This is a genomic window from Ureibacillus terrenus (assembly GCF_006569205.1).
Classification (GTDB): domain Bacteria; phylum Bacillota; class Bacilli; order Bacillales_A; family Planococcaceae; genus Ureibacillus; species Ureibacillus terrenus.
Window position 1 is genome coordinate 209,643 of record NZ_VIGD01000001.1, and the last position, 24,482, is coordinate 234,124.

At 41.5% G+C, this 24,482-nt stretch carries 20 protein-coding genes and 1 other RNA gene; 5 read left to right on the forward strand and 16 right to left on the reverse strand.

The window, feature by feature from the left end; all coding sequences use genetic code 11:
• Positions 1-234: 234 nt before the first annotated feature.
• On the reverse strand, positions 235-1,152 hold the full coding sequence (locus FKZ59_RS01090) for a stalk domain-containing protein (RefSeq protein ID WP_141600885.1): 918 nt from the start codon (positions 1,150-1,152) through the stop codon (positions 235-237).
• Positions 1,153-1,283: 131 nt separating this feature from the next.
• Positions 1,284-4,904 (reverse strand): dynamin family protein, encoded by a 3,621-nt coding sequence (locus tag FKZ59_RS01095; protein ID WP_141600886.1) that lies wholly within the window; start codon positions 4,902-4,904, stop codon positions 1,284-1,286.
• A gap of 658 nt (positions 4,905-5,562) precedes the next feature.
• On the opposite strand from FKZ59_RS01095, the gene FKZ59_RS15065 reads away from it, so the two are divergent.
• The 3 genes from FKZ59_RS15065 to FKZ59_RS01105 are packed head-to-tail and all read left to right on the forward strand — an operon-like array spanning position 5,563 to position 7,907.
• Positions 5,563-5,691, forward strand: a complete 129-nt coding sequence (locus FKZ59_RS15065; RefSeq protein ID WP_281279174.1) for a hypothetical protein — start codon at positions 5,563-5,565, stop codon at positions 5,689-5,691.
• A gap of 43 nt (positions 5,692-5,734) precedes the next feature.
• Positions 5,735-6,226, forward strand: a complete 492-nt coding sequence (locus FKZ59_RS01100) for a cytochrome c oxidase subunit II (RefSeq protein ID WP_141600887.1) — start codon at positions 5,735-5,737, stop codon at positions 6,224-6,226.
• Complete coding sequence (locus FKZ59_RS01105) at positions 6,213-7,907, forward strand: b(o/a)3-type cytochrome-c oxidase subunit 1 (protein WP_141600888.1); 1,695 nt, start codon at positions 6,213-6,215, stop codon at positions 7,905-7,907. Before FKZ59_RS01100 ends, FKZ59_RS01105 begins: the two co-directional genes overlap by 14 nt.
• A gap of 114 nt (positions 7,908-8,021) precedes the next feature.
• Here FKZ59_RS01105 and fabG read toward each other — a convergent pair whose 3' ends face one another.
• The 9 genes from fabG to FKZ59_RS01150 all read right to left on the reverse strand — a co-directional run bounded on the left by fabG (position 8,022) and on the right by FKZ59_RS01150 (position 17,418).
• Positions 8,022-8,762: a 3-oxoacyl-ACP reductase FabG gene (fabG, locus tag FKZ59_RS01110; RefSeq protein ID WP_141600889.1), complete on the reverse strand. Its 741-nt coding sequence runs from the start codon at positions 8,760-8,762 to the stop codon at positions 8,022-8,024.
• A 162-nt stretch (positions 8,763-8,924) separates the two neighbouring features.
• Positions 8,925-10,832, reverse strand: a complete 1,908-nt coding sequence (locus FKZ59_RS01115; RefSeq protein ID WP_141600890.1) for an ATP-dependent DNA helicase — start codon at positions 10,830-10,832, stop codon at positions 8,925-8,927.
• Positions 10,833-10,998: 166 nt separating this feature from the next.
• A complete protein-coding gene (locus FKZ59_RS01120) occupies positions 10,999-12,141 on the reverse strand; it encodes a THUMP domain-containing class I SAM-dependent RNA methyltransferase (protein ID WP_141600891.1) in 1,143 nt (380 codons plus the stop codon).
• A 233-nt stretch (positions 12,142-12,374) separates the two neighbouring features.
• Positions 12,375-12,775, reverse strand: an RNA gene (gene rnpB, locus FKZ59_RS01125) — RNase P RNA component class B.
• Between the two features lie 59 nt (positions 12,776-12,834).
• Positions 12,835-13,125, reverse strand: a complete 291-nt coding sequence (gpsB, locus tag FKZ59_RS01130; RefSeq protein WP_141600892.1) for a cell division regulator GpsB — start codon at positions 13,123-13,125, stop codon at positions 12,835-12,837.
• Between the two features lie 161 nt (positions 13,126-13,286).
• Positions 13,287-14,549 carry a ribonuclease H-like domain-containing protein gene (locus FKZ59_RS01135; protein ID WP_141600893.1) on the reverse strand — a complete coding sequence of 421 codons (1,263 nt, stop codon included), beginning with the start codon at positions 14,547-14,549 and terminating at the stop codon, positions 13,287-13,289.
• A gap of 4 nt (positions 14,550-14,553) precedes the next feature.
• Entirely contained in the window at positions 14,554-16,830 is a 2,277-nt protein-coding gene (locus FKZ59_RS01140) for a DEAD/DEAH box helicase (protein ID WP_141600894.1), read from the reverse strand.
• On the reverse strand, positions 16,805-17,182 hold the full coding sequence (locus tag FKZ59_RS01145; protein ID WP_141600895.1) for a YppE family protein: 378 nt from the start codon (positions 17,180-17,182) through the stop codon (positions 16,805-16,807). The genes FKZ59_RS01140 and FKZ59_RS01145 overlap by 26 nt, the downstream gene beginning before the upstream one ends.
• A gap of 38 nt (positions 17,183-17,220) precedes the next feature.
• Positions 17,221-17,418 carry an endonuclease gene (locus tag FKZ59_RS01150; RefSeq protein ID WP_141600896.1) on the reverse strand — a complete coding sequence of 66 codons (198 nt, stop codon included), beginning with the start codon at positions 17,416-17,418 and terminating at the stop codon, positions 17,221-17,223.
• A 161-nt stretch (positions 17,419-17,579) separates the two neighbouring features.
• On the opposite strand from FKZ59_RS01150, the gene recU reads away from it, so the two are divergent.
• Together recU and FKZ59_RS01160 are read left to right on the forward strand one after the other, a co-directional pair.
• Positions 17,580-18,197: a Holliday junction resolvase RecU gene (gene recU, locus FKZ59_RS01155; RefSeq protein WP_141600897.1), complete on the forward strand. Its 618-nt coding sequence runs from the start codon at positions 17,580-17,582 to the stop codon at positions 18,195-18,197.
• Between the two features lie 27 nt (positions 18,198-18,224).
• Positions 18,225-20,834 (forward strand): penicillin-binding protein 1A, encoded by a 2,610-nt coding sequence (locus FKZ59_RS01160; protein ID WP_141600898.1) that lies wholly within the window; start codon positions 18,225-18,227, stop codon positions 20,832-20,834.
• Between the two features lie 128 nt (positions 20,835-20,962).
• On the opposite strand, the gene FKZ59_RS01165 is transcribed toward FKZ59_RS01160, so the two are convergent.
• The 5 genes from FKZ59_RS01165 to FKZ59_RS01185 all read right to left on the reverse strand — a co-directional run bounded on the left by FKZ59_RS01165 (position 20,963) and on the right by FKZ59_RS01185 (position 24,456).
• Positions 20,963-21,316 (reverse strand): YpoC family protein, encoded by a 354-nt coding sequence (locus tag FKZ59_RS01165; protein ID WP_141600899.1) that lies wholly within the window; start codon positions 21,314-21,316, stop codon positions 20,963-20,965.
• Entirely contained in the window at positions 21,313-21,972 is a 660-nt protein-coding gene (gene nth / locus FKZ59_RS01170) for an endonuclease III (RefSeq protein WP_141600900.1), read from the reverse strand. Before nth ends, FKZ59_RS01165 begins: the two co-directional genes overlap by 4 nt.
• Before the next feature lie 10 nt (positions 21,973-21,982).
• Positions 21,983-22,702: a DnaD domain-containing protein gene (locus FKZ59_RS01175; protein ID WP_141600901.1), complete on the reverse strand. Its 720-nt coding sequence runs from the start codon at positions 22,700-22,702 to the stop codon at positions 21,983-21,985.
• Between the two features lie 65 nt (positions 22,703-22,767).
• Positions 22,768-23,961 carry a pyridoxal phosphate-dependent aminotransferase gene (locus tag FKZ59_RS01180; protein ID WP_141600902.1) on the reverse strand — a complete coding sequence of 398 codons (1,194 nt, stop codon included), beginning with the start codon at positions 23,959-23,961 and terminating at the stop codon, positions 22,768-22,770.
• A 15-nt stretch (positions 23,962-23,976) separates the two neighbouring features.
• Positions 23,977-24,456, reverse strand: a complete 480-nt coding sequence (locus tag FKZ59_RS01185; protein WP_141600903.1) for a cell wall elongation regulator TseB-like domain-containing protein — start codon at positions 24,454-24,456, stop codon at positions 23,977-23,979.
• Between the last annotated feature and the right edge of the window lie 26 nt (positions 24,457-24,482).

Below are 24,482 nucleotides of genomic sequence, written 5' to 3' on the forward strand. Positions count from 1 at the left end.
TATAAATATAATAAAAAGCGCATTTTTCACAAATAAAATCTTGTGAAATCAATGTTTTATTTGTGAAGATAAAAACACACTATTTTACTAAACCAAATATGATATTTTTCACATACTTCAATTGATCAAAAAATGAAGTTGTCATAAAATTTTCATAATTTCAACAAAAAAAATAAGAGACACCCCAAATGATTTGAAGTGTCCCATTCATGATTGGTAACCCGATGTATCTAATTAATTCCCTGCAAGTTCCTCGATAAAGTCGTATGGCACGTATGTTTTACGTGGCTCCAACAGTGCAGGCGCCTTAGCGAACTGTTTCGTTGTTTGGTTTTGGATGTAGCTTGTTTTGCCTCTCGTAATGATATAGAAAACGCAGCCCTTGGATACAACCGCTCCATTCCCGGTGGAATCCACCCTGTATCCAAGCTGTTCGGCTATCAATCTTAACGGCACCATTTTCACATTGTTGATATAATAGTGATCCTGTTCCGCAATTTTATATGCTTTCTCTATATTTGATGCTTGTTGCCCATTCTCATCCCGTTCCAACACGATGACCTTTGACGGGCCTGTTTGTGCCGGATAGGATTCAAGCACAACTTCATAGAAAATCAGTACTTCCTTATCGATCACCGAGTCTTTCTTTAATTTTTTGCCGGATAAATTGATAATTTCCGTTTTTTCATCAAAGTGAATGTACAAATCTTTGGCCGCATTTAAAAACTTTTGGTCGAATTTGTCCAACTGAACCGTGCCCGGATTGTCCGTATTAACAATGACCACATCCGGCGAATATTGAGGCGGATAAATCATGATCATCGGCTTTGTACCATCGACAAAGGCGGTTATCTTCATGCCCTCTTTCAATTCAACCGCATTTCCGGCATTATCAAATACCAAAGTTTCATCATCGAAGTAAAAACCAAAAGGATTTTGTTCCGAATCAATTGTGGCAAAGAATTGGCCGTTCTCTTGTTTCGAGATTTTACTGATTGTTCCGCTCACCTGAAAATAGTTGAATTGAACCTCCGCCTTTTTTTCCACAGTCTCGTTGGGAGCGTTTTCTTTCGCTTGTACGCGCGCGTCCGGGAGCACTGCAAAGCTGCCGAGCAATGCCAATGCACAAAGAGTTGACAAGGTTTTTTTCATGCTTTCTCTCCTTTCTTTTTTGTTTTCGTTCAATTAGTCGAATGGAAGCGGAAAAGGTTACAAAGTTCCCCAAAAATTTCTTTTTCCGGTTGTTTTTCAAAATAAAAAGGGGGAATATCTCCCCCTCTTCCTTATTTCAACTCCACCTTCTGCAATTGTTGATATATTTCTTTCCAAGTCTCCAAACGGCTTTCTTCCTGCAATAACAGACGCTCTGTGTGGATTTGATTCATCGCTTGGTGGTAAATATGCTTGCGCAATCCTTCCGCTTCCTTCGCAATTTGCTCTTTCGCCCAGTCCATCATCCGCTGCTTTTCTTCTTCCAAATAACGCTCCGCATCCGGTTTTGTCATATCTTCCAACGCTTGTTTCAACTGTTCCTTCTCATTCTTTTCAAAGAAGGATTTCGTGTTCTTGAAGTAGGATTTCACGGATGCATATTTATTGAAGTCTTCAAATGGACCTTCAAAATCCAATAATTCCGCATCTTCGAATTCATAAGCGATAAATGAGAAGCTCGGATTCATTTCTTTCAAAGAACGGCTTTCTTCTTTGAAACGTTCTTTGATTTGTTTTTGAATGAATTGGGCGATGCGGAAATTCGTCACCCGAAGCTCCTGGGCAAAGTCGAATTTCAATGAACTCAATGTTTCTTTCAATGCTTTGCTTAAAGCTTCCTGAGGCGATAATGCCGCAAAAGTCGATGGATTATAACTTTCTCTGAAAAAGTCAGGATAACGGTAATATACCCGTTGCAGTACGTAATATAATAATTCATCGAGCTCTTGTTTCGTATCGCTTTCAATCATGCTGGTAGACGCACTGCTGTAATGCTTTTCCACATAATTTTCTAATTGGGCGAGTTCTTCCAGGCGCTCATCTTTCCGTTTTAAGTTTTCCTCTGTTTGCGTGATTAAATCGGACAAGCGTTGATGGGTTTTTTCCACTTCCTCATGAAGCGCTTGGATTGCGATGGATGCAAGGTCTTCGTTCAAGAAACGGTAAAAGGCTTCTTCAAATGGCTGCATGCCGGAAGCATATTCCGCTTTTTCCTGCTTTTCACGCAACGCAAGCAAACTGGACACACCAAACAATTTAGGGAATCGGATGCCAAAACGCTGCAATTCATTGCGGACGTATGCCTTCACTTCTTCCGCTTCCTCTTCATTTTTTGCCAAGTCGATGGCATTCACAATAAAGAACATTTTATCCAATTCAAAGGCATCTTTTACGCGGCCCAACTGGATCAGGAATTCCCGGTCCGCCTTTGCGAAGGCATGGTTGTAATATGTCACAAAGAGAATGGCATCGGCGTTGCGGATGTATTCAAATGCAACCCCTGTATGCCGGGCGTTGATGGAATCCGCCCCAGGCGTGTCGACAAGTGTCACGCCCATGCGGGTCAGCGGGCAATCATAATAGAAATTGATGTTATCCACAAAGCAGGAGCGTCTTTCCTCGGCAACAAAACGTTCAAACTCTTCCCTGTTTACACGGAGCACCTCGCCGAGTTTTCCGATGTATTCCGGATAGCCTTCCTGATAGGCGCGGATAAAGGATTTATGGACATTCAACCGCTCATCCTTCAATTCAACATTCAAAGCTTCTTCAGCGCGGTTGAAAGCCTCCTCCAACGATTGCACAGTCATTCCAATCGCTTCATAGGCAAACTGAATATCCTCCAATAATTGCTCCTTCGTCTTCAGCTGCACATCGGCTGTTTCGTGAGGATGGTTTGCATCGACAGGCCGGATTTTGTTGATTGCCGCCGTTGTCGGGTTTGGGGACACCGGCAATACTTTTTCGCCCATCAATGCGTTGGAAAAGCTGGATTTTCCTGCACTGAAAGCGCCGAATAAGGCAATCGTAAAATCTTTATGTTCAAGTCTTTCCACCTTTTTCAACAAGAAGTCGGCCACTTCTTCAAAGCCTTCAACCCGCTTTACAAGGTTTGCGGTGCGGACGGCGTTTTCAACCACTTCTTCACCTTTCACCGATAGGTTGACTTGCTCCGGTGCAAGTTCAGCGTATTCCTCCTCTTTTTGCTCCTTCTTCAACATGGACGGATCAAATAATCGGACTTCTTTCAGTTCTTGTTCAAATTGTTTTTCCCATTGTTCCTTTTTCTTTTTCGCTTCATCCCTAATATTTTTGGAAGCATGGACAAGCTGCCGCTCCAGGAAGGATTTCCGTTCGTCCATTTCGGAAATGCTTTGAATCGCCTTCACTTTCTTCTCTAAATGTTTCAATTTTTGCCGGACAGGCGCCTGGGATGTTACGCTGATTTCTTGCAATAACGGTATTTGGCTTTCTTTCCAGGCATCCGTTTCACGGATAAAATAGCGGCGTGTTGCCTCCCTTACCCGATTGGCAAAGTTCAATACCGCATCTCCCGTTACAATGGCATTTTTCTGCACGCATTCTTCAATCAGACTGAACGGCGCATCAAAGGCCATGGCGTCAATTTGGCTTGCCCTATCATCCGTTAACGCACCGACATCTTTCAATTGCTGCTTCATCAAAGATTTCATGTGGCCGATAACTTGTGATTGCAAAATGGATTGATATTGGTCATAAACATCTTTCTTGCGGCGCTCGATTTCTTCCTGCGTTTTCTTTTTCCAACCGAATAAGCCCCCCACTTTAAATCCTTCTTGCTGGCTTTCCAAATAAAGACGCAATTTTTCGCGGAAATCGGCAGGGATAATGGCCGCATTTTCCAATATGTCATTGCGTTTTACTTTGAAACTTTCTTCCCAATTTTCAAGTGAGAACAAATTCGTTTGGAGTTTTAATTTCTCATATTGTTCCAATAAATCTTCACGGTTTTCCCATTCATCGGCCGATAAAACTTCGGAGAACTCTTCGAAACGGGCATTTTTTTCTTCTTCCAAAAATGCCAAGTGTTCACTTTGCATTTTTTTCAGCGTGTTTTCGGCGGTTTCCAAAAGCCGTTCCTGCCAATGCTCCATGGAATCCATCACAATGCTTTTTACCTTTTCAAAATCATTGTGCGGATGATCATGCTGCTTCAGCGAAGTGAAAAAGATCCCTTTCGGTTCCACTCCCCACGCTTTAAAGGAATTGTATACGGATTGTTTATATTCCTCGAAGGAAAGTTCATTTTCATTATGTTTATCAATTTGATTGACAATTAAATACACATTTGGATTATATTTCATTAACTGTTTTGTAAATTGGAAGTTCAATTCGGACTGAACATGGTTGTAATCCATTGTGTAAAATACAATATCCGCGATGTGCAATGCGGATTCCGTACTCATCCGGTGGGCATCATCCGTCGAATCGACCCCCGGTGTATCCATCACCGTCACCCCGGCCGGCAATTTGGAATCTTTGTGACCGATTTCAATCTGCGTGACAAGTTCCCCGTTTTTGCTCAATTCTTTGACTGTTTTTATATCGTAACCTGCTTCGAATTTAACAGGTTTATCATCTTTCATATAACAAATCGCAAAATCTTCATCCGATTTGTGCACTTTTACAATATTTGCGCTCGTAGGAATGGGGCTTGACGCCAAAATATCTTCTCCTGATAATGCGTTGATTATGCTGGATTTCCCGGCGGAAAAATGGCCCGCAAATCCAATTACATATTCTTTTTGCAACAGTTTTTTCGCAAACAAATGAAGCTTTTCCATCCGCTCTTCATCTTCATTATGTTTGAACACTATGTATTGAATTGCGGCCTGTTGTAGCAGCTCTTCAATTTTCTCGTCGAAAGTATTCATGCAACAAATACCCCTTTGCCTCAATTTTGTCACAATTATAATATTATCATGCTTTTCAAGGAAAATCGCTAGAAAATAAAAAGATTTTTTTGGCAAATAAAAAAGCGCCAATGATTGGCACTATTTCGAAACATTTTTCAGGATATAAGCACCGATCCCAAAGTACGCAACAATCGTCATGGCAATAAACACGTACACCATCCAAAAGATCCCCTTCATTAATAATGATAATCTTTATCAAAATTATACATAATAATCAAAACAGATGAAATATACAAATTTCAATTTATTTCGAGTTTTTCTTTTATAAAAAAAGGTAATTAAATTACAAAAGATGCAAATCGGCTGTCGACAAACTGAGGCGAAGGATTCAAACAAGGCTACCGGAAATTGTTGATTGCTTCTTTTTAAAGAAAGGGGTGTTCTTTCATGAATAAAAAATGAAGCTGTTCTTTGCCGGAAATCCATGAATCTTCAGCCGGATATTCAGCCCGTTCGATTCCGTTCGACACACAACAACACGAAAGTGCATCTTTAGCTTTTCACAGTAATTTCACATTTCCATCCAAGAACTGTGATTTTTATCACATCTAAGAGGATTTATTTTTATTATGATGAACGTGAAGTAACACAATTGAAATATTTAGGAGGGAGAGACATGTCAAATCACAAAAAGCCTTCGTCAGAAGAAAATTTAAAAGGTACCCTATTAGCGACCTTCGGAGTGGGGCTGGTCATCATCATCTTCTGGGTACTTGCATTCGATCTGTACATCGGTCGTTTCTAAACTATTAAGCTCGCTTCTAACAACTTGAGTAGGAGGGAAAACAATGGAAATACACAAGTATGAGAAATGGTGGATGATTTTCGGAACAGGTACGCTGATCGTGTTCCTTATCATCCTCGGTGTAAGCGCATTCCATGGAGGAACTCATCCAAACAATTCCAAATGGACGATCAACTACGAAAATGTCGATCAAATCGAACCATTCAACAATCCTGGATTACACAAAGTTGAAGGAAAAGACTGGGATTACGAAGTTGTGCTTGTTGCGCAAGCATTCGCTTACAATCCAACTGAAATTGAAATCCCGGTAGGATCTAAAGTTCGTTTCATCGCTACTACAAAAGACGTTATTCACGGACTCGAGGTTGCAGGAACAAACATCAACATGATGCTTGAACCTGGTTATGTATCTGAAAAAATTACAACTTTAGATAAAGCCGGAACGTATACAATCGTATGTAACGAGTACTGCGGTACAGGTCACGCATTGATGTACTCTACATTAAAGGTGGTGGACAATAATGACAACAACTAAGGAAACGGTGCAAAGCACTGCAACTTCAAGCTTGAAAAAGCAGCTTGAATTTGTTGATAAAAAAGATGGAAAATTGGCATTAGCTTACATTTATGTCGCATTCATAGCAGTATTTTTAGGTGGTACAGCCGGACTATTACAAGTTTTAGTTCGTTCAGGTAAATTTGAACTTCCAAGTTTCCTAAACTACTATCAAGTATTGACAGTGCACGGCGTATTACTCGGACTTGTATTGACTACTTTCTTCATTATGGGATTCCAAACAGCTGCTGTCAGCCGAACTAGCGGTACATTCACAAATAAACAACGCACAATCGGCTGGGTAGGTTTCTGGCTTGCAACAATCGGATTAGTTGCAGCAGCGGCAATGGTCTTAACAAATCAAGCTTCTGTCCTTTATACATTCTATGCGCCATTGAAAGCTCACTGGGTATTCTACCTTGGCTTGGCATTAGTGGTTGTAGGTTCATGGATTACAGGTTTAGCACAAGCGATGCGTTTTGTTCAATGGAGAAAAGAACATAAAGGTCAAAGCACACCATTATTATCCTTTATGGCTGTAGTTAACAACCTCTTATGGTTCATCGCTACATTGGGTGTAGCAATAGAAGTATTATTCCAATTGATTCCTTGGTCCATGGGCTTGGTTGAACGTGTGGATGTATTATTATCCCGTACTCTATTCTGGTACTTCGGTCACGCATTGGTTTATTTCTGGTTATTGCCTGCTTACATGGTTTGGTATGTTGTCATTCCAAAAGTCATTGGCGGAAAAATCTTCTCTGAATCTTTGGCAAAATTGGCTTTCATGTTGTTCTTGATCCTTTCAGTGCCGGTTGGTCTACACCACCAATTCACTGAACCAGGTATCGATCCATTATGGAAATTTATTCAAACAGTCTTAACGTTCTTCGTTGTTGTTCCATCTTTAATGACTGCCTTCTCCATGTTCGCAACATTTGAAATGCGTGGTCGCGAACTTGGCGCTAAAGGCGTATTCGGTTGGTTCAAAAAATTGCCTTGGAGCGATTCAAGATTCTTATTGCCATTCATTGGTATGGTTGCCTTCATTCCTGGTGGTGCCGGCGGTATCGTTAACGCATCTTACCAAATGAACGAACTTGTACACAACACAATTTGGGTAACAGGTCACTTCCACTTGACTGTAGCAACTGCTGTTGCGTTAACATTCTTCGGAACAGCCTTCTGGTTAATACCACACCTAAATGGCAGAAAATTAACAAAACGCGCAAACAGCATGGCTAACTGCGCAGGTATTTTATGGGCTATCGGTATGACAATCATGTCAAGTGCCATGCACATTGCAGGTTTACTCGGTGCGCCACGTCGTTCCGCTTACTCCGAATATGGCGGTTCAGAACAAGCAGCTGAATGGATTTCTTACCAAATTACGCAAGCAATTGGTGGTTCAATCCTATTCATCGCCATCTTAGTGATTACTGGATTAATCATTTACCTTGGATTCTTCGCACCGAAAGGAGAAGAAGAATTCCCTGTTGCGGAAGTTGCACCAGGTGCAGAAAAAGTACCTGCAGCCCTTGAAAACTTCAAACTTTGGGGAATTATCATGATTGCGGTGATCATCTTTGCATACACAATTCCAATCATCGATATCATCCAAAACTCTCCTCTTGGTTCTATCGGCTACAAATTGTGGTAATAAAAAAGCAACTGAATGCATACTCCCTCCCCGAACAAACGGGGAGGGATTTTTTTCTGCACCTTTTAAATATTAAAATATTGTGAACTTTTTTTCAACAGCCAATTTATAACTTTACATCATGATGCCTCCATCCACATGCAATATGTGCCCTGTAATGTAATTTGATTCATCGGACGCCAAGAATAAATAAGCATTTGCGATGTCGTCAGGTTCTCCCAGCCTTTTTAAACTTGTAATCGATTCCATATAATTTAATATTTTTTCAGGCATTTTCTCCACCATTGTGGTTTTCGTAAATCCCGGAGCCACCGCATTCACATTGATTCCCTTTTTGCCGAGTTCCTTTGCCCAAGTTTTCGTCATTCCCACAATGGCGGCCTTGGCTGCCGCATAATTTGTCTGACCGATGTTGCCATAGACACCGCTTACAGAAGATGTATTGATAATTTTTCCATATCCTTGCTCAATCATGACTTTTGCAACCGCTTGCGTACAATAAAATACGCCTTTCAAATTGACATCGATGACTGCATTAAACTGCTCTTCCGTCATTTTGACAAGCATTGCATCTCTCGTAATTCCTGCATTATTGATCAAAATGTCGATTTTACCATAGCGTTCTTTCGCTTTTTCGACCATATTTTCCACTTCTTCTTTCACTGCCACGTTGACCGGGACAAAAAACACATCGTATCCTTGATTCCGATAGGATTTTTCCAGCTCTTCCCCGGCTTCTTTTTGGATATCTGCGATAACGATTTTTGCGCCTTCCTCCAAAAATCTTTTCACAGCGGCCCTGCCAATCCCGTTTGCCCCACCAGTAATTATCGCAACTTTCCCCTTTAGTCTCATGACGCTCTCCTTTTCTTTTTATTTTTTCAAAACAGACAATCATTGACATATTACGCCGATGACACGACCTGTTTCAACAAATTTGATAAAATTATATTCCCAAAAATAAAAAAATATGCAAAAAATCCATATAGACTTTTTACATATATCTGTAATGAGACATTATACGTTTTGAGGCTGCACCGGCAACACTTTTAGAAACTCGGAACGGACGTCATTGTCTTCTTCATTCAAGAAAATATGGATATCCCCATAATCCTTCTCAGTCCGAATAAGCCGGCCAATTCCCTGCTGCAATCGCAGCAACATAAACGGCAAATCCACTTCTTCGAACGGTTTTCCTGCAAATTTTCTTTTCGCTTCAAAAAGCGGATCCTTCGGCGGGAATGGCAATTCATAGATGATAATTTGGGTCAAAGATTCCTCCGGCAAGTCAACCCCTTCCCATAAATGATAGGAACAGAGAGTTTTTAGGGCGCCGTTTTGGAAATCTTTAATAATGGATGTTAATTCTCTATCCCCTTCAAAGCCGACTGTTAAACGTGACATTAGCGGCAATTTTTCCTTAAATTTCAACATCGATTGTCTGGATTTAAACAATACCAATGTTTTCTTATTTTGGTTCAGCAATTCTTCCACTTTTTTCACTTTTTCTTCATCGGAGAGCCCATGTAAATAAATATTCATGACTTCATCATAATCAAATGGAGAAGGCACACTGAAATGCTGATATTTTTTCACTCCTAAGCTGGAAGCGATATAAGAGAAATCTTTGTTCACAGATAGCGTTGCGGATGAAAAGATAATCGGAATTTTGTTGGAGAACAGTTTTTCCTCCAATACTTCCGTTATTAATCTCGGCATGATGACCAGTGTATCTTCCCCGTCGGTATCTTCCAGCCAGTCAATGGCGTCGCTTTTGGAAATGAATATTTTCAACGCTTCTTCATAGTCTTCTAAAAATTCCTCGACGATATTCAGTTCGTATTCCGGAATGACATACATTTCCGATTCGAATACAAATTCTTCTAATAATTGTTCCACATCTTCAATCAACTGCTTTCCTAAAGCCAGTAACCGATCCGATTTGCGGATTTTTTTGCGGTCATCATCAGACGGAATGACATCATCCTGGAGCTGATCGAAGAACAGTTCATGATCATCCTGCAATTTTTCCATTGCATATAAAGTGCTTTCTCGGATATCGTCCACCATGATCCGATCCAATAATTTCATAATTGTATAATTTTGCACTTTATATGTCATGGCCTTTTGTGCTGCATACTCCAATAAATGTCCTTCATCCAGAACTATCATCGACACTTCAGGTAGCAACGTCAACTGTCCTTCGCGTTTCCGGGATTCTTTCGTTGCCAGATGTTCCATTAAAAAGTCTTGGGAACAAATAATTAAATCCTTTGCTTTTCGATAATGGGACCGATGCAATGTTTGGCCGCACCGGTTTCGTTTCTCGCAAACACTGCATTGCATGATCGAATTGTAATTAACCTTTTTCCAATTTTCATCGCTGATTTGCGGAAAATCACTTCTCGCACCGTAAAGGGGGATCTGCACAGCGGAACTTTCCGAATAAACTTCTTCCGGAATCGCGAAGGCTATTTCGTCGATCCATTCGCCCTCTTCATATACTTCCGCTTCTTCCAAACGTTTCAAACATAAATATTGATCACGGGATTTCGCAAGCCTTACATCGATGTTCAACCCTAAATGCTTTTCGATTTTTGCGATATCCCCTTCTTCTTTTACCAGCTGGTCAATCAATGTTTCATCTGCGCAAGCGATCAACGCCGGCTTCCCTTTATAGCGGGCATAAGCAATGGCGGGCAATAAATATGCTAAGGTTTTTCCCGTGCCGACTCCCGCTTCCGCAAACAATACATTCTTTTCTTTTAACGCATTGATTACTTGATAGCACATAAAAATCTGTTCATCGCGGCATTCGAAGCCCTTTTCGGGCAAAATATCATAAAACACGTCGCCAATCCAATCCGCGAGCGAATCAAAAAAACTTTTTTCCTTTGATAATTCAAAAGGTATTGATGATTGCATTTTCAAATCTCCTTTTTCAATGCCTATTTTTAGACATTAAGAAAGTGTCTCGAAATCATTCAAGACACTTCATGTTCTAAACCTTGTCCTAAACGATGTATTGCAATAATTTAATTATAAAAAACCCGACATAAAATAACAATATTCGAGGTTTATAGAACAACAATCAATAATTTTTTTTGTTTGATTTTTGTCCCCAGAATTGATAAAAATCTGTGCGGATGAACCCGTTATATAATTTGCGTTTTTTTGTTGCCTTCTTCCCGTATAATTGTTCAAAGTTGGACATGGAAGACAGCATGTAGACGGACCATGTAGGATAATTTTTCATAATTTTCCCCAGTTCCCGAATGACTCTCTCAATTTCTTCCCTTTCCCCGATCCGTTCACCATATGGGGGATTGGAGATGATCACGCCATCCGTTAAATCCGTAGTGAAATCTGTCGCTTGCATTTGCTTAAAGGTGATCAAATCACCGAAACCTGCTTCCAATGCATTCTCCTTTGCAATTTTTATCATTCTATGATCAATATCTGTTCCCAAAATATCAAGCGGCTGGTCGTAATTCGCCAAGTCTTCCGCTTCTATGCGGGCATCGTCCCATATTTTTTTATCCATCCAATCCCATTGTTCGGAAATGAAATCTCTATTATATCCCGGGGCAATGTTCTGGCCAATCATTGCCGCTTCAATCGGAATCGTGCCCGAGCCGCAAAACAGGTCCACAAAAGGACGGTGGGGCGACCATTTGGAGATTTTTACCAATGCAGCTGCCAACGTCTCTTTTAAAGGAGCTTCCCCTTGTCCAACCCGATAGCCGCGTTTGTGAAGTCCTGCACCGCTTGTATCAATGGTAAGTGTTGCCATATCTTTCAAAATTGATACTTCAATTTTATAGGTTGCTCCCGATTCATCTAAAAACCCTAGCCTTTTATAAGCCTGTTTTAACCTTTCTACAACCGCTTTTTTTACAATCGCCTGGCAATCCGGAACACTGTATAATTTGGATTTAACCGACTTGCCGCTGACAGGAAAATTTGCATCTACAGGCAAGTATTGTTCCCACTCTACAGCTTTTGTGTTTTCAAACAATTCTTCGAATGTGGTCGCCGGGAATTGGGCGACGACAATCTTTACCCGATCGGCAACTCTCAGCCACAGATTTGTTCTGGCAATCGCTCTTTCATCACCTTCAAAAAAAATTTTTCCGTTTTCCGTGCGAGTTTCATATCCTAATGCTTTTACCTCTTCCGCAACGACAGACTCTAATCCCATTGCCGAAGTAGCCACTAATTGAAAATTTGTCATGAACATCCATCCTTGATTATTACATATTTCCAAACAATTAATTATACCATGAATCTGTTTGACAAGAAATATTTTCCTTCCAGCATATATTCCTGCTTTTTCAAAATTTCATTTTCCTTATACGATACTTCCATTTATACAAAAAGAAAACCCTCCTTCACAGGAGAGTCTGTACGGCCAAGTTTATGTATAAACATTTTATTTTAAAGTTGCCCACTATGCACCATAGTGATTTCTGTAAGCCATGTTCTGTCCCTGCGTACTCAAGCGGCTTTCGCCTCGTACTGTCAGGTAGTAATCATCTATCTACGGGAAGAAGAATTCTCCCCGTCCCTCCCTCCGTTCATTTCCTTCGGGAGGGCTCCCCTACCATAATTTGGGTTTCTCACTCGTGGGGTTTACCGCGTTCCACCTTCACCGTTTCCAGTGAAGCTACGTCACTGTGGCACTTTTCAGGAAGTGTCGACCATATCGCATAGCGCGACTTAGGTCTTCCTTCCGCCGTCAAAGCTGTGGGAAGCTTTGCCTTACCTTATGGTTTCGGTAAGCACGAACACTACGGTCATCTCAGAGCCGTGTGAGCATGGACTTTCCTCTACAAACGTCTGAACGTTTGCAGCGATTACTCGAAACCACTATGGTGCATCTATCATTATACTAGACAAATTTCTTAAAAACAACTTGTGCATATTATCAATCGTACAATTTATTGCCAAAAACATGCTTTTCCAGATTGGATAATCTCTTCAAAATATCGAAATTCGTGCTGCCCGCATATTGTGGCGTCTGTTGTTTTTTCAGCGTTTCTATTTCTTTTTTCAAACGCTCATTTTCTTCCTGCAATTCTTTGATCATTTTGTTGAAGTTGTCGTAATCTTCCATAATTATATCTAAAAATTGATCCACTTCATCAATATTGTAACCCTTCATTTGCCGTTTGAATTCTTTCTCCAAAATCATTTTGGAATTTAATTTGATTTCCATCCACATCGCCCTTCCATCGATACATACGCATTTTATATTATACCACATATAAACTTATAAAAGGACAGGAAAGCACTGCAAAAATGCGATTTTTACAAATTTCGACACCATTCCTGGATATGGTTTTGTCGCCATTTGCGCTTCACCGGGAAATATTAGTCTTAGGGCGCTTCGGAATATTTCCGAAGCTTTCCTTTTAATCGCTGCAATCGTTTATCCCAATGCTCCAATTGTCTTTTCTTTTGCTCCTCATTCAAAAAATCAGCTTTCCGGATGATTTCTATACCTTCGATTGTATACTGCAATGCTTTTGAATACTCTTTCATTCGATGTTCAAACATCATGGCCAGCTGTTCCAATGCATTTAATTTTTTTCTCCCCTCAATTGTATGAAGGGCCTTTTGAAAAGATTCGGCCGATTCCTTGAACTGTTTGTTCCGCTTTTGTTGAAATGCCAAATAGTAGTAGGCCAGCCCCGCTTCTTCTTCATCAAATTGTTTCGTTACAGCCGATAAAACCTGCTCGCTCTGTTTATGCTCCTTTAAATCGTTGTACCATTTGCCGATATTTGTATAAGTGACAGCCCCATCCTGCAACACGCGGTCAAGCAGAAGGCTTGTGGAATGAATATATAGGGTTAACAGGGATAGGATATCCCACTCATTATGCTGCAGAACTTTCACCAATCCGGAGGCGTTCCCGCTTTTTACCGCATCCGAATAAATGACCGGCGCAAGAAAACCGGGAATATCATGATCCCGTTTAATCCCCAATTTTTCTTCTTCCACTTTAATTAATTTTAATCTTTCTAATTGATTTTTCCATATTCTTTTTGAACTATGAAATAGATCGATTTGTCTAGGCGATTGCAATTTAGGCAGATAGTTTTTATTGAAAGTCCATCTGGTCTCGAGCTGCGGCCAATCAAAACTTTTTCCATTATAAGTGACCACTGTTTTCCCCGGTTGCCACAACTTTGATTCAAATAAAAACGCCGCCTCGTTTGCCGGATCGGCCAATACGTATTGATTCAGCACAAATTCTTCTTCATCCGCTTCAAGAAATCCGAGGAGGAAAATGTGAGTTCCGGCACCCTTCAGTCCGGTCGTTTCCGTATCAAAAAACAGTACATTTTCTTCCTGATTGATGGAAAAAGGATGTTCGATTTCCGCCTTCTCCCACTTTTCCACCGCATGAAAAAATTGCTTCAATTCATATTTTCCATGCCGATAGTCCGACGGATAGCGTACTTGTCTTTTACATACGACGCCGAAATCATTTTCCACAATGGAAAGCCCAGCTTTTTTCCATTCATCAATATAAGCTGGCCTTTCCGGTTTTTTGTATACGGTTTTTTCAGGTTGTTCCGTTTTCTTTTTTCCGAGCATTTTTTTCAGCTGCAAAATTTTCGTTTCGTAGCCCATGCAATCACATCACTTCATTTAATAAAATGTTTAATATTTTCAATACTTTTTCTTTCCCGTCCGTTAAATGATCTTGAGCCCCGATACAGGAAGGACAACCTTGCTCGCATGGACAAGATTGTACATGCTGGATCGTCAATTCTAAAATCGGTACAAGGAGATCATAAACTTTTTCGCTTAATCCGATTCCTCCGGGATAGCTGTCGTAAATAAACAATGTCGGTCTTCCGTTGTGGACGGCCTTCACTTGGGGAACGACTGTCACATCTTTCCGGTCGCACTGAATAAAGACCGGAATGAAAGATCCGATGGCATAGGCGGCACCTGTCAATGCATCCGTTAGCATTTCTTCCGACCAATTTTCAGGGAGGCTGAAAGAAATCCACGTTGCATTTGTATGCATCTCCATCGGAGGAATATGGACTTTTCCCGATCCGATATTGTCGAGAGTCGTCATATGGATCTTTTTGAAAATTGTAGGAACAGCCACCAGGCTTACATCTCCGTAACTGACCGTCACGTCTTCGTATGACGCTGCTTTATCTTCACTTAATACTTTCAGCTCAACCGCTAAATTGGCATCCGTGTAATAATTGACATCCACTTCCCGCACATAGGCTTTTTTCTCTTCCCAATCAAGTTTTTCCACTTGGTATTGGACCCCTTGGTGCAGGTAGATTGCCTCTTCATGCAAAAGGGTCATGGCGGAGTAAGTATCCATTTCTCCAATGACTTTCGTACCTCCCGGAACCGTTTGGTCAATGATGACCACATTCTCTTCGGCAGCGGAACGCAAATTCACGTCTTTTGCCGGGAAACGGTCGCTCATCCAGTAGTAATGGGCATTCGTTTTTACTAAAACGCCTTCCTCCTGCAAATATTCCAGCAATTCCTGCACCTCAAATTCGCCATACGTATCATCCGTTGAAAAAGGCAATTCAAAAGATGCACATTTTAAATGGCTCATTAAAATAAGGATATTTTCCGGATTGATCAACGCTTCTTCCGGGGAATTCCCCAATAAATAATCGGGATGGTTGACGATATATTGATCAAGGGCAGAAGAATTGGCCACATAAATAATCAAAGCGGAATCTTGTCTTCTTCCCGCCCGCCCCGCCTGCTGCCAGGCGCTGGCAATGTTTCCTGGGTATCCGGTCATAATGCAGGCTTGCAGCTGGCCAATATCCACCCCTAATTCAAGGGCATTTGTGCTGACGACAATTTGAATGGACCCATCCCTTAACCCTTTCTCAATTCTTCGACGTTCTGACGGCAGATAGCCTCCCCGGTAGCCTTGAATGGACCCGTCATTGATTTTATTTTTTGTCAATTCTTTTAAATAGGTAACAAGCCGTTCCACAGTAACTCTGGATTTGGCAAACACGATGGTCTGGATGCCCGCTTTGTAAAGCCGCGCAGCCAAGTTTGTGGCCTCCAGCACAGCACTTCTCCGGACGCCAAAAGTCTTATGGACAATTGGAGGATTATAAAAAATGAAGGTTTTTTTTCCTGCAGGCGCCCCCGATTTCTCGATCAGCACATGTTTTGTGTTCGTCAATTTTTCCGCCAGCTCTTTTGGATTTTTGATGGTTGCGGAAGTGCATATAAAAATTGGTTGGCTGCCGTAAAATTCGCAAATGCGGACCAGGCGGCGCAGCACATGGGCAACATGGCTTCCAAATACTCCCTTATAAGTATGCAGTTCATCGATGACGATAAACTTTAAATTTTCAAAAAGGGATACCCATTTCGTATGATGCGGCAAAATGCCCGAATGCAGCATATCCGGATTCGTCATCACAATGTGTCCTGCTTTCCGCACCTTTTGGCGAATATTCGGCGCTGTATCTCCATCATATGTATAGCAATAAATTTCCTCATTCATCGAATCAATCAAGTCGTTCAAATCGGCCTTTTGGTCCTGCGCCAACGCTTTGGTCGGAAATAGATAAATCGCTCTTGTGGAAGAATCCTCCAAAATTTTTTGCAGCACCGGCAAATGATAACATAAAGATTTCCCGGAGGCCGTCGGAGTGATGGCCGTAAAGGATTTGCCGGCAAGGGCCAAATCAAAGGCCTGGCGTTGGTGGGAATACAGTTTTTCAATGCCCCGCTCTAACAGCGCTTTTTTCAAAGAAGGATGAAGGCAATCGGGAAAATCCTCATATTCCCCCTCCCGACCCTCAATCGTGGCAATATGGACAATATTTTGTTTTAATTCCTCATCCTGCTGCCATTCGTTGATCAATTCATCAATCGTCCTGATTTTCTTCACGATGGTCCTCCTCCAAATATCTTAGCAATGTAGAAAGAATGAAACGGACGGAATGGACGGATTGGAAAAATCTTTTCTTGCCCGTTTCTTTATAAAAGGATTCAACCACAAACTTGTCCATCGTTTCGGCGGCACTTTGAATTTGTTGTTTCCGCAAATATTTGGGCCGGTGTTCCTCTATCCATTGAATGGCTGATGCTTCCCACGATTCAAGCAATTCATGGATGTGATCGGCATACGGCTTTACTTCCTCAAAAAAATTAGGTGTGGCGTCAAGTTTTCTCATTTTCAAGAAACGATTCCTTGACGCATCACACTCTTCAAGCAGCCGTTTTGTCAACTCCAACAGTTCCATAGAATACAGACCTTTCTAAATATCCAGTTTATCAAAATCTATTCTAATTCACTATTAAAAGGGGAACAAGTATTCTTTACATGAATATTCTTTTCTGCTAAGCTTACTTTCTGATGAGCGGAAACAATCTGGCCAAAAAAGTAGTCACTGATCATGGCCCGCTCGTTTTCAAACCTGGCAGTCATCAATTCGTCCAAACAATCTAATTGGGATATAAGAAATTGAAATCTGTTCATTCGGTTACCTCCTTTTCTTTGTTAATTCCATAAACGGAGGAAAATACCTTTCGCCAGGCAAAACTAGACATCGTTAGCTAAAAGAACAATTTTTTCGATAAATTTTTATGTTAAACTTATTACTAGATTTGGATATCATTTTTTTTAGAGGGTGATTTGCGGTGCTGAAATATCCAAACGGAAAACCTTATAATCCGAAAAATATAACTTCCAAGAATACGATGAATAAAAAAAGTAAAGATTTCTCCTTTGGAAATCGCGGGAAAACCCTTGAAGATGAAATCAATGAGACAAATGCATACTATTTAAGCAGGCAGATTGCCATCATTCATAAGAAACCTGTTCCAATCCAAATCGTCAAAGTAGAGTACCCGAAAAGAAGTGCGGCAGTCATTCGGGAAGCGTATTTCCGCACTCCATCAACAACGGATTATAATGGTGTTTGGAACGGTTACTATATCGATTTCGAGGCAAAGGAAACCGAAAGTACAACATCTTTTCCGTTAAAAAACGTCCATGAACATCAAATCACCCATATGAAAAATGTCGTCAATCAGCAAGGAATTGCATTTACGATTGTAAGATTTTCGAAACTTAATCGGTATTTTTTGCTTCCTTTTTCAGTTTTATACGAAGCGTGGAGCAATATGAAAAAAGGGGGAAGAAAATCGATCCCTCTGGGAACCTTTGAAAGCAAAAGCTACGAAATTATACCGGGATATAATCCTAGAATTGATTATATAAGCGCTATTAAAAAATTAATTTCCGGCGAAAACTGATAGTTTTAATAAAGCGAGGAGATCACATTGAGCGAAAAACGACGTTCTCGAACAGAGTTGAGAAAAATACGGGAATCCCAACAAAAGAAACAGAAAAAACCGATGAAAAAATGGTTGAAATGGGGGCTTATCACCATCCTGGCTCTTTTTCTGGCAGGTGTGGTTTCCGGAGCGGGGCTGTTCGTTTATTATGCAAGTTCTGCTCCTGAACTGAATGAAGATTTATTGAAAGATCCGATTTCTGCTGAATTTTACGACATGAATGGGGAACTGTTTGCCACTTTCGGTGCTGAAAACCGGAAATATGTGGAATATGAAGATATACCGCAACAAATGATCGACGCCATCCTTGCAACGGAAGACGCAAGATTTTTTGATCATTTCGGCATCGACGTCTTCCGCCTTGTGAAAGCCGTCATCGCTAACGTTACAGGCGGCTTCGGGGCCCAAGGGGCAAGTACGATTACCCAACAAGTAGTAAAAAATTCTTTTCTGAGCAATGAGAAAACATTAAAACGGAAAGCACAAGAAGCCTGGTTAGCTTTACAGTTGGAACGTTTGTACAGCAAAGAAGAAATTTTTGAAATGTATTTCAATAAAGTGTTGATATCCGGCAATGTCTACGGTTTTGCTACTGGAGCCGAGTATTTCTTCGGAAAAGACCTGGATGAATTGGAGTTGGATGAAATTGCCCTTTTGGCGGGAATGCCGCAAAGTCCAAACAATTATAATCCGTTTAAAAATCCGGAGCAGGCTCAAAAACGCCGCGACATCGTATTAAATCTGATGGTTCAGCACGGAAAAATCACTGAAGCCGAAGCGGAAGAAGCGAAAAAAATCGATGTAACTTCACGGCTTCTTCCGGAAGAACAGAGAAAACAACTGGCCGGCACAAAATACGATGCCTTTTTGGATGTTGTATTGAATGAAATCGAAGAAAGAGATCCAAGTTTGTTATCCGAGGGGATAAAAGTATATACGACACTGGATCCAAAAGCGCAAACTGTCGTTGAAAACGCCTTGAATAACGCCAATAACTTCCCTACCCAAACGATTCAATCCGGTATCGCGGTCGTTGACACAAAAACAGGCGCTTTAAGAGCCGTCGGCGGAGGCCGGAATTACGGAAGCCAAAGAGCATATAACTTTGCCGATGACTCGAAAAGACCTCCTGGTTCAACGATGAAACCGCTGATCGCCTATGGTCCGGCAATTGAATATTTCAAATGGTCCACCGGAAAAACGATTGTGGATGAACCGCATACGTACTCCGATGGAAAAAGTCTAGGAAACTGGGACGGAAAATATTTTGGCCCGATTACCGTACGCGAAGCCCTTTATGCTTCCCGCAATATTCCGGCTGTCAAAACATTGCAAGAAGTCGGATTGGATCGGGCGCGCGAATTTGTATCAAAATTAGGCATTAAAAATAAAGAAATTTATGAATCGGACGCTATTGGCGGCGGTGCGATCGAATTATCTCCGATTCAGCTTGCCAGTGCATATGCGGCATTCGGAAACAACGGTGTCTATAACAAACCGCACACTATTAAAGAGATTGTTTTCCGGGACGGTTCCAAAATTACAAACAAACCGGAACCGGTTGTAGCCATGAACGACTATACAGCCTACATGATTACCGACATGCTCAGGGATGTCGTTGGTTCCAAACCAAACGCAACGGGTACGGCCGCCAGGGTGCCAGGACTGGATGTCGCAGGTAAAACGGGTACCACAAACTATAGCGCCGAAGAATTTCGGCGATATAATTTGCCAAATACGGCCGTGCCGGATTCCTGGTTTGTCGGTTATACGACGAATTATTCCATTGCCATTTGGAGCGGTTACGAAAAACGGAAAGATCCGATTACAACCTGGGATGAACGGCGTCTGCCGCAAGTGCTGTTCAGTAAAATCATGGGGCAAATTTCCCAAGGCAAAGAAACGAAACGGTTCGTAAAACCAAATTCCGTTGTGGAAGCGACGATTGAAGTCGGCACTGAACCGTTGAAATTGGCAAGCAAAAATACTCCTGCTGACAAACGGAGAACAGAGTTGTTTGTGCGGGGAACAGAACCGAAAGAAGTGTCCGATAAATATAAAGAGCTTGAAGCGCCATTTAATTTGAAGGCGGTCAATACAGCCCCTGGCATGGTGGATTTGACATGGGATTTCAACGTACCGGAAGAATATAAAGATTCGGACGTCCAATTCGAAGTGTCCATGAAATCCGATGGCGGCCAGGCAAAGGTTGTCACTACAACCGCCAACAAACAAGCGACGATTACCGGTATTGAAGATGGAAAAACGTATACATTCACCGTGGTTGCAATAGTGGGAGAAACCCGCAGTAAACCTGCTTCTGTCTCCATTACGATCGGCGGTGAAATTGAGGAACCGGATGTCCAAAAGCCGGATGAAACCGAAGAACCAACTCCGCCGAATAACAATAGCGGAAATCAAGGAAATCAAAACGGCCAAAATAATGGAAACAATAACGGAAATAATAATGGAAATAATAATGGAAACAATAACGGAAATAACCAAAATCCGGGTACAGGCAATGAAAACTCCGATAATAACGGCTCAAACCCACCTACCGAACCGGCTCCGCCTACCACTTCAGAAAGTTCATAAAGAAAAGGCAAGTGGAAATGTTCCACTTGCCTTTTCTTTTTGCATTTTTCTTATTACCTTTATTAAATAGCATTCTGCAAAATCAAAAAGCTTCCAATCCGAAATGGGCCGAACAACAATATATATTTTTATTTTTGTACCCTTAACCTCGCGAACTGTTTTTTCGCTTCTTTAAACAGTTCATCCAACTGTACGAAGCAAGCGTATTGGCCGGGTCTTGCTTTAATGAATAGAAGCCGGTCCATCCCGTTCAGCGGCATTCCTTCATATTTCTCATTTACCATCAGTTCTTTCTCTTCCGTATCAGCAGTTTTTACCATCAGCTCTTCAAATAGTGCGATTCCCTGCTCCATTAAAGCTTTCGCTTTTTTGCCATTGCGCTCGTCATGTGCTGCATGGATCTCTTTTGATAAACAGTCCCATTTTTCAAAATAAGGCTCTATTTTTTCCTTCTGAATGGCCTCTTTCCGTACCCGAATCATTGTTTGACCAATCCTTTTTTCAGCCGCTTTTGCCCTTCCCTGCACAATTCCAGAAGCGGACATTGATGGCATTGCGGATTTTGCGCCTTGCAGTGATATCTGCCAAAAAAGATCAATTGATGATGGGTTTTTGACCATCTTTCCTTCGGTGTTTTTTTCATCAGCGTTTCTTCCACTTCGAGCACGCTGTCTTTCCATCGGCATAAGCCAAGCCGTTTTGTCACTCTTTCCACATGGGTATCGACCGCAAGAGCCGGAATTCCGAATGCCACGGACATGACGACATTCGCCGTTTTCCTTCCCACTCCAGGAAGCGAAGTCAATTCTTCCCTCGTTTGAGGAACTTCTCCATTAAAATCAGTTATGAGCTTTTCGCACAATTTCTGTATGTTTTTGGCTTTATTGCGGTAAAGCCCAATCGATCGGATATCTTGCTGCAATTCTTCCAAAGGCACCGCCAAATAGTCTTCAGGGGTTTTATATTTTTGAAACAAATCTTTTGTCACTTTGTTTACGAGTTGATCGGTGCATTGGGCAGACAGAAGCGTCGCAATTAATAACTCAAAAGGATTGCTATGTACAAGCTCACAGTGGGCATCCGGGAACATTTGGTCTATGACTTCCAAACAATGTTCCCATTGCTTTTTTGTCAACATTTGATCTCCCCTACTCTCTTTCTTCTAACCAATTATAAAATGGCACTTTTTTGCGTGTCTCCGTCGCATTTTGCTTCGGAAGAGCGGAAGGGTTATGATGTTTGGCGAATTGTTCCCGCTGTTTTTCCACTTGCTGGATTGTCCGGATATTTTTCTTTTTCCATTCAAACAAAATACGGTCGATGTAGCGGAACGATAACTTTCCGGCCAAAACCGCTTCCTTTAATGCTTCCCGTATGATTTTTGGAGAATGATGGTCCTGGTCAAGCCAAGAAGAAATGGTTTCGATTTCAATCGGGGAAAGCAATCGTCCAAATTCTTGTTCAAAAAGGGTGAAGATTTCCCCTTCTTCATTTTTTCTTTGTTGTTCTTCCTGATCCATCGATCGCTTGCCGATGAAATCCAGCATTCTCTCCCATAATGGAAACATCGAATATTTTTCGAAGATTTTGCCGTTCGCATCTATACCTTGCGTAATTTCAATAACCCCCTTTTGCAGAAGCCGCTGCAGCTTCTCAGTGATTTCCCTTTCCGTTAAATGCATTCTTTCGGCCAAAGCGCCGGGAGTCGGAAAATCGATATTTTCCGAATGAAAAGCCATCAGGTGCAATAAAAGCATGGCTTCATCATCGGCAATTCCCAGTTGTTTATAGTGCCGAAAAAAAAGTTCAGGAATGTTCACAAGCTTTTGTTCGATCCACATGCGGAGCCGGCTATGCTGATCCTTCATCTCCTTGACTCCTTTCATTAGAAAGTAAGCGCCCGCAATGACGGACGCTGACAAATGAAGCACTATTAATTTTTCCAGTGATCTTTAACAAATTTTTCGATGCGGCGCACCGCTTCTTCCAATAAATCCAAAGATGTGGCGTAACTGATGCGGATGGTTGACGGGGCGCCAAAACCGGAACCCGGAATCACCGCTACATTGGCTTCTGTCAATAAAGCACCGGCAAATTCATCGACAGTTGCAAACCCGGTTTTTGCCGCAGCCTCTCCTACATCAGGCAATAAATAAAAGGCGCCTTGAGGTTTTACCACTTTAAAGCCGGGAATTGCACTCAATTTTGGATAAATCGTTTCCAGGCGGGATTCAAAAGCTTTTCTCATTTCTTCCACTGAATCCTGCGGCCCGTTATAAGCCTCAATCGCCGCATATTGGGAAGCGGTTGTCGGATTGGACGTAGAATGGGAAGCCAAATCTGTCATGGCTTTAATGATATCTGCATCACCCGCTGCATATCCGATTCTCCAGCCGGTCATCGAATGGGATTTTGAAACACCGTTAATCACGATGGTTTTCGATTTTACTTCTTCTGAAATTTGGGCAATGGAGAAATGCTCGGCCCCATTGTATACGAGCTTTTCGTAAATTTCATCCGATACAATCAGGATGTTGTGCTCCAACGCAACTTTCGCAATTTCTTCCAATTCTTCGCGGTGGTAAATCATTCCCGTCGGATTGCTAGGGGAATTGATAATCACCGCTTTCGTTTTATCCGTAATCGCATTTCTCAACTGTTCCGCAGTCATTTTATAGTTTTGTTCACTTGTTGTTTCTACAAATACCGGAACACCGCCGGCCAATTTTACTTGTTCAGGATAGGATACCCAATACGGTGTCGGGATAATGACTTCATCCCCGTCATTTAAAATGACTTGGAACAATGTGTAAAGAACATGTTTTGCACCTACGCCGACAATGACTTCATTTTGCTTATATTCCAATTGGTTGTCGCGTTTAAATTTTTCAATAATCGCATCTTTTAAAGCCGGAAGCCCTCCGGAAGGGGTATATTTTGTATATCCTTTTTGCATTGAGTCGATTGCGGCATTAATGATGTTTTGCGGAGTGTTAAAATCGGGTTCGCCGGCTCCAAGTCCTATCACATCAATGCCCTGCGCTTTCATTTCTTTTGCTTTTGCAGTAATGGCCAAAGTTGAAGAAGGTTTTAAAGTTTTTACACGATTGGATAAAAATTCTTTCATTTATGATCTACTCCTCTATAAATTCAAAATGCGTTTCCACCATTGTCCATCTTCAAATAAAACATAGACATAGTTGAGTTTGTCAGAGTGATTAATATAAGCAATCTCCCAAACGGCGCCCGGTTCCTCGTAGCCCAATTTCGTATGAAGCACTTCTTTAACATCTTTCTGATCCAATTCAGCTAAAGCCTCTTTTTCCGAAATGCCGTCTTCCAAACGTACGTATTGGATTGCTTTCTCATCCAGCGTAATCGGCACAAAGACGGCCAATTTATCCCCCTTTTCGTCTACCCCGAAAACGGTGACATACGGCTTATTGCCATTATAGACATAAGCTTCGGAGGCTTTTTGAATGATGTTGGATGATATGGCCAATTCCGTTGCCTCTTTTTCGATGGATTTGAATGGGCTTGAGGCTTTCCAGAGGACTAAAACAGATATTCCAATTGTTAATATTAACACAAAACTTGTAATAAAAATAATCCAATTTTTCATTTGAACACCTTGTTCTTTATAATTTT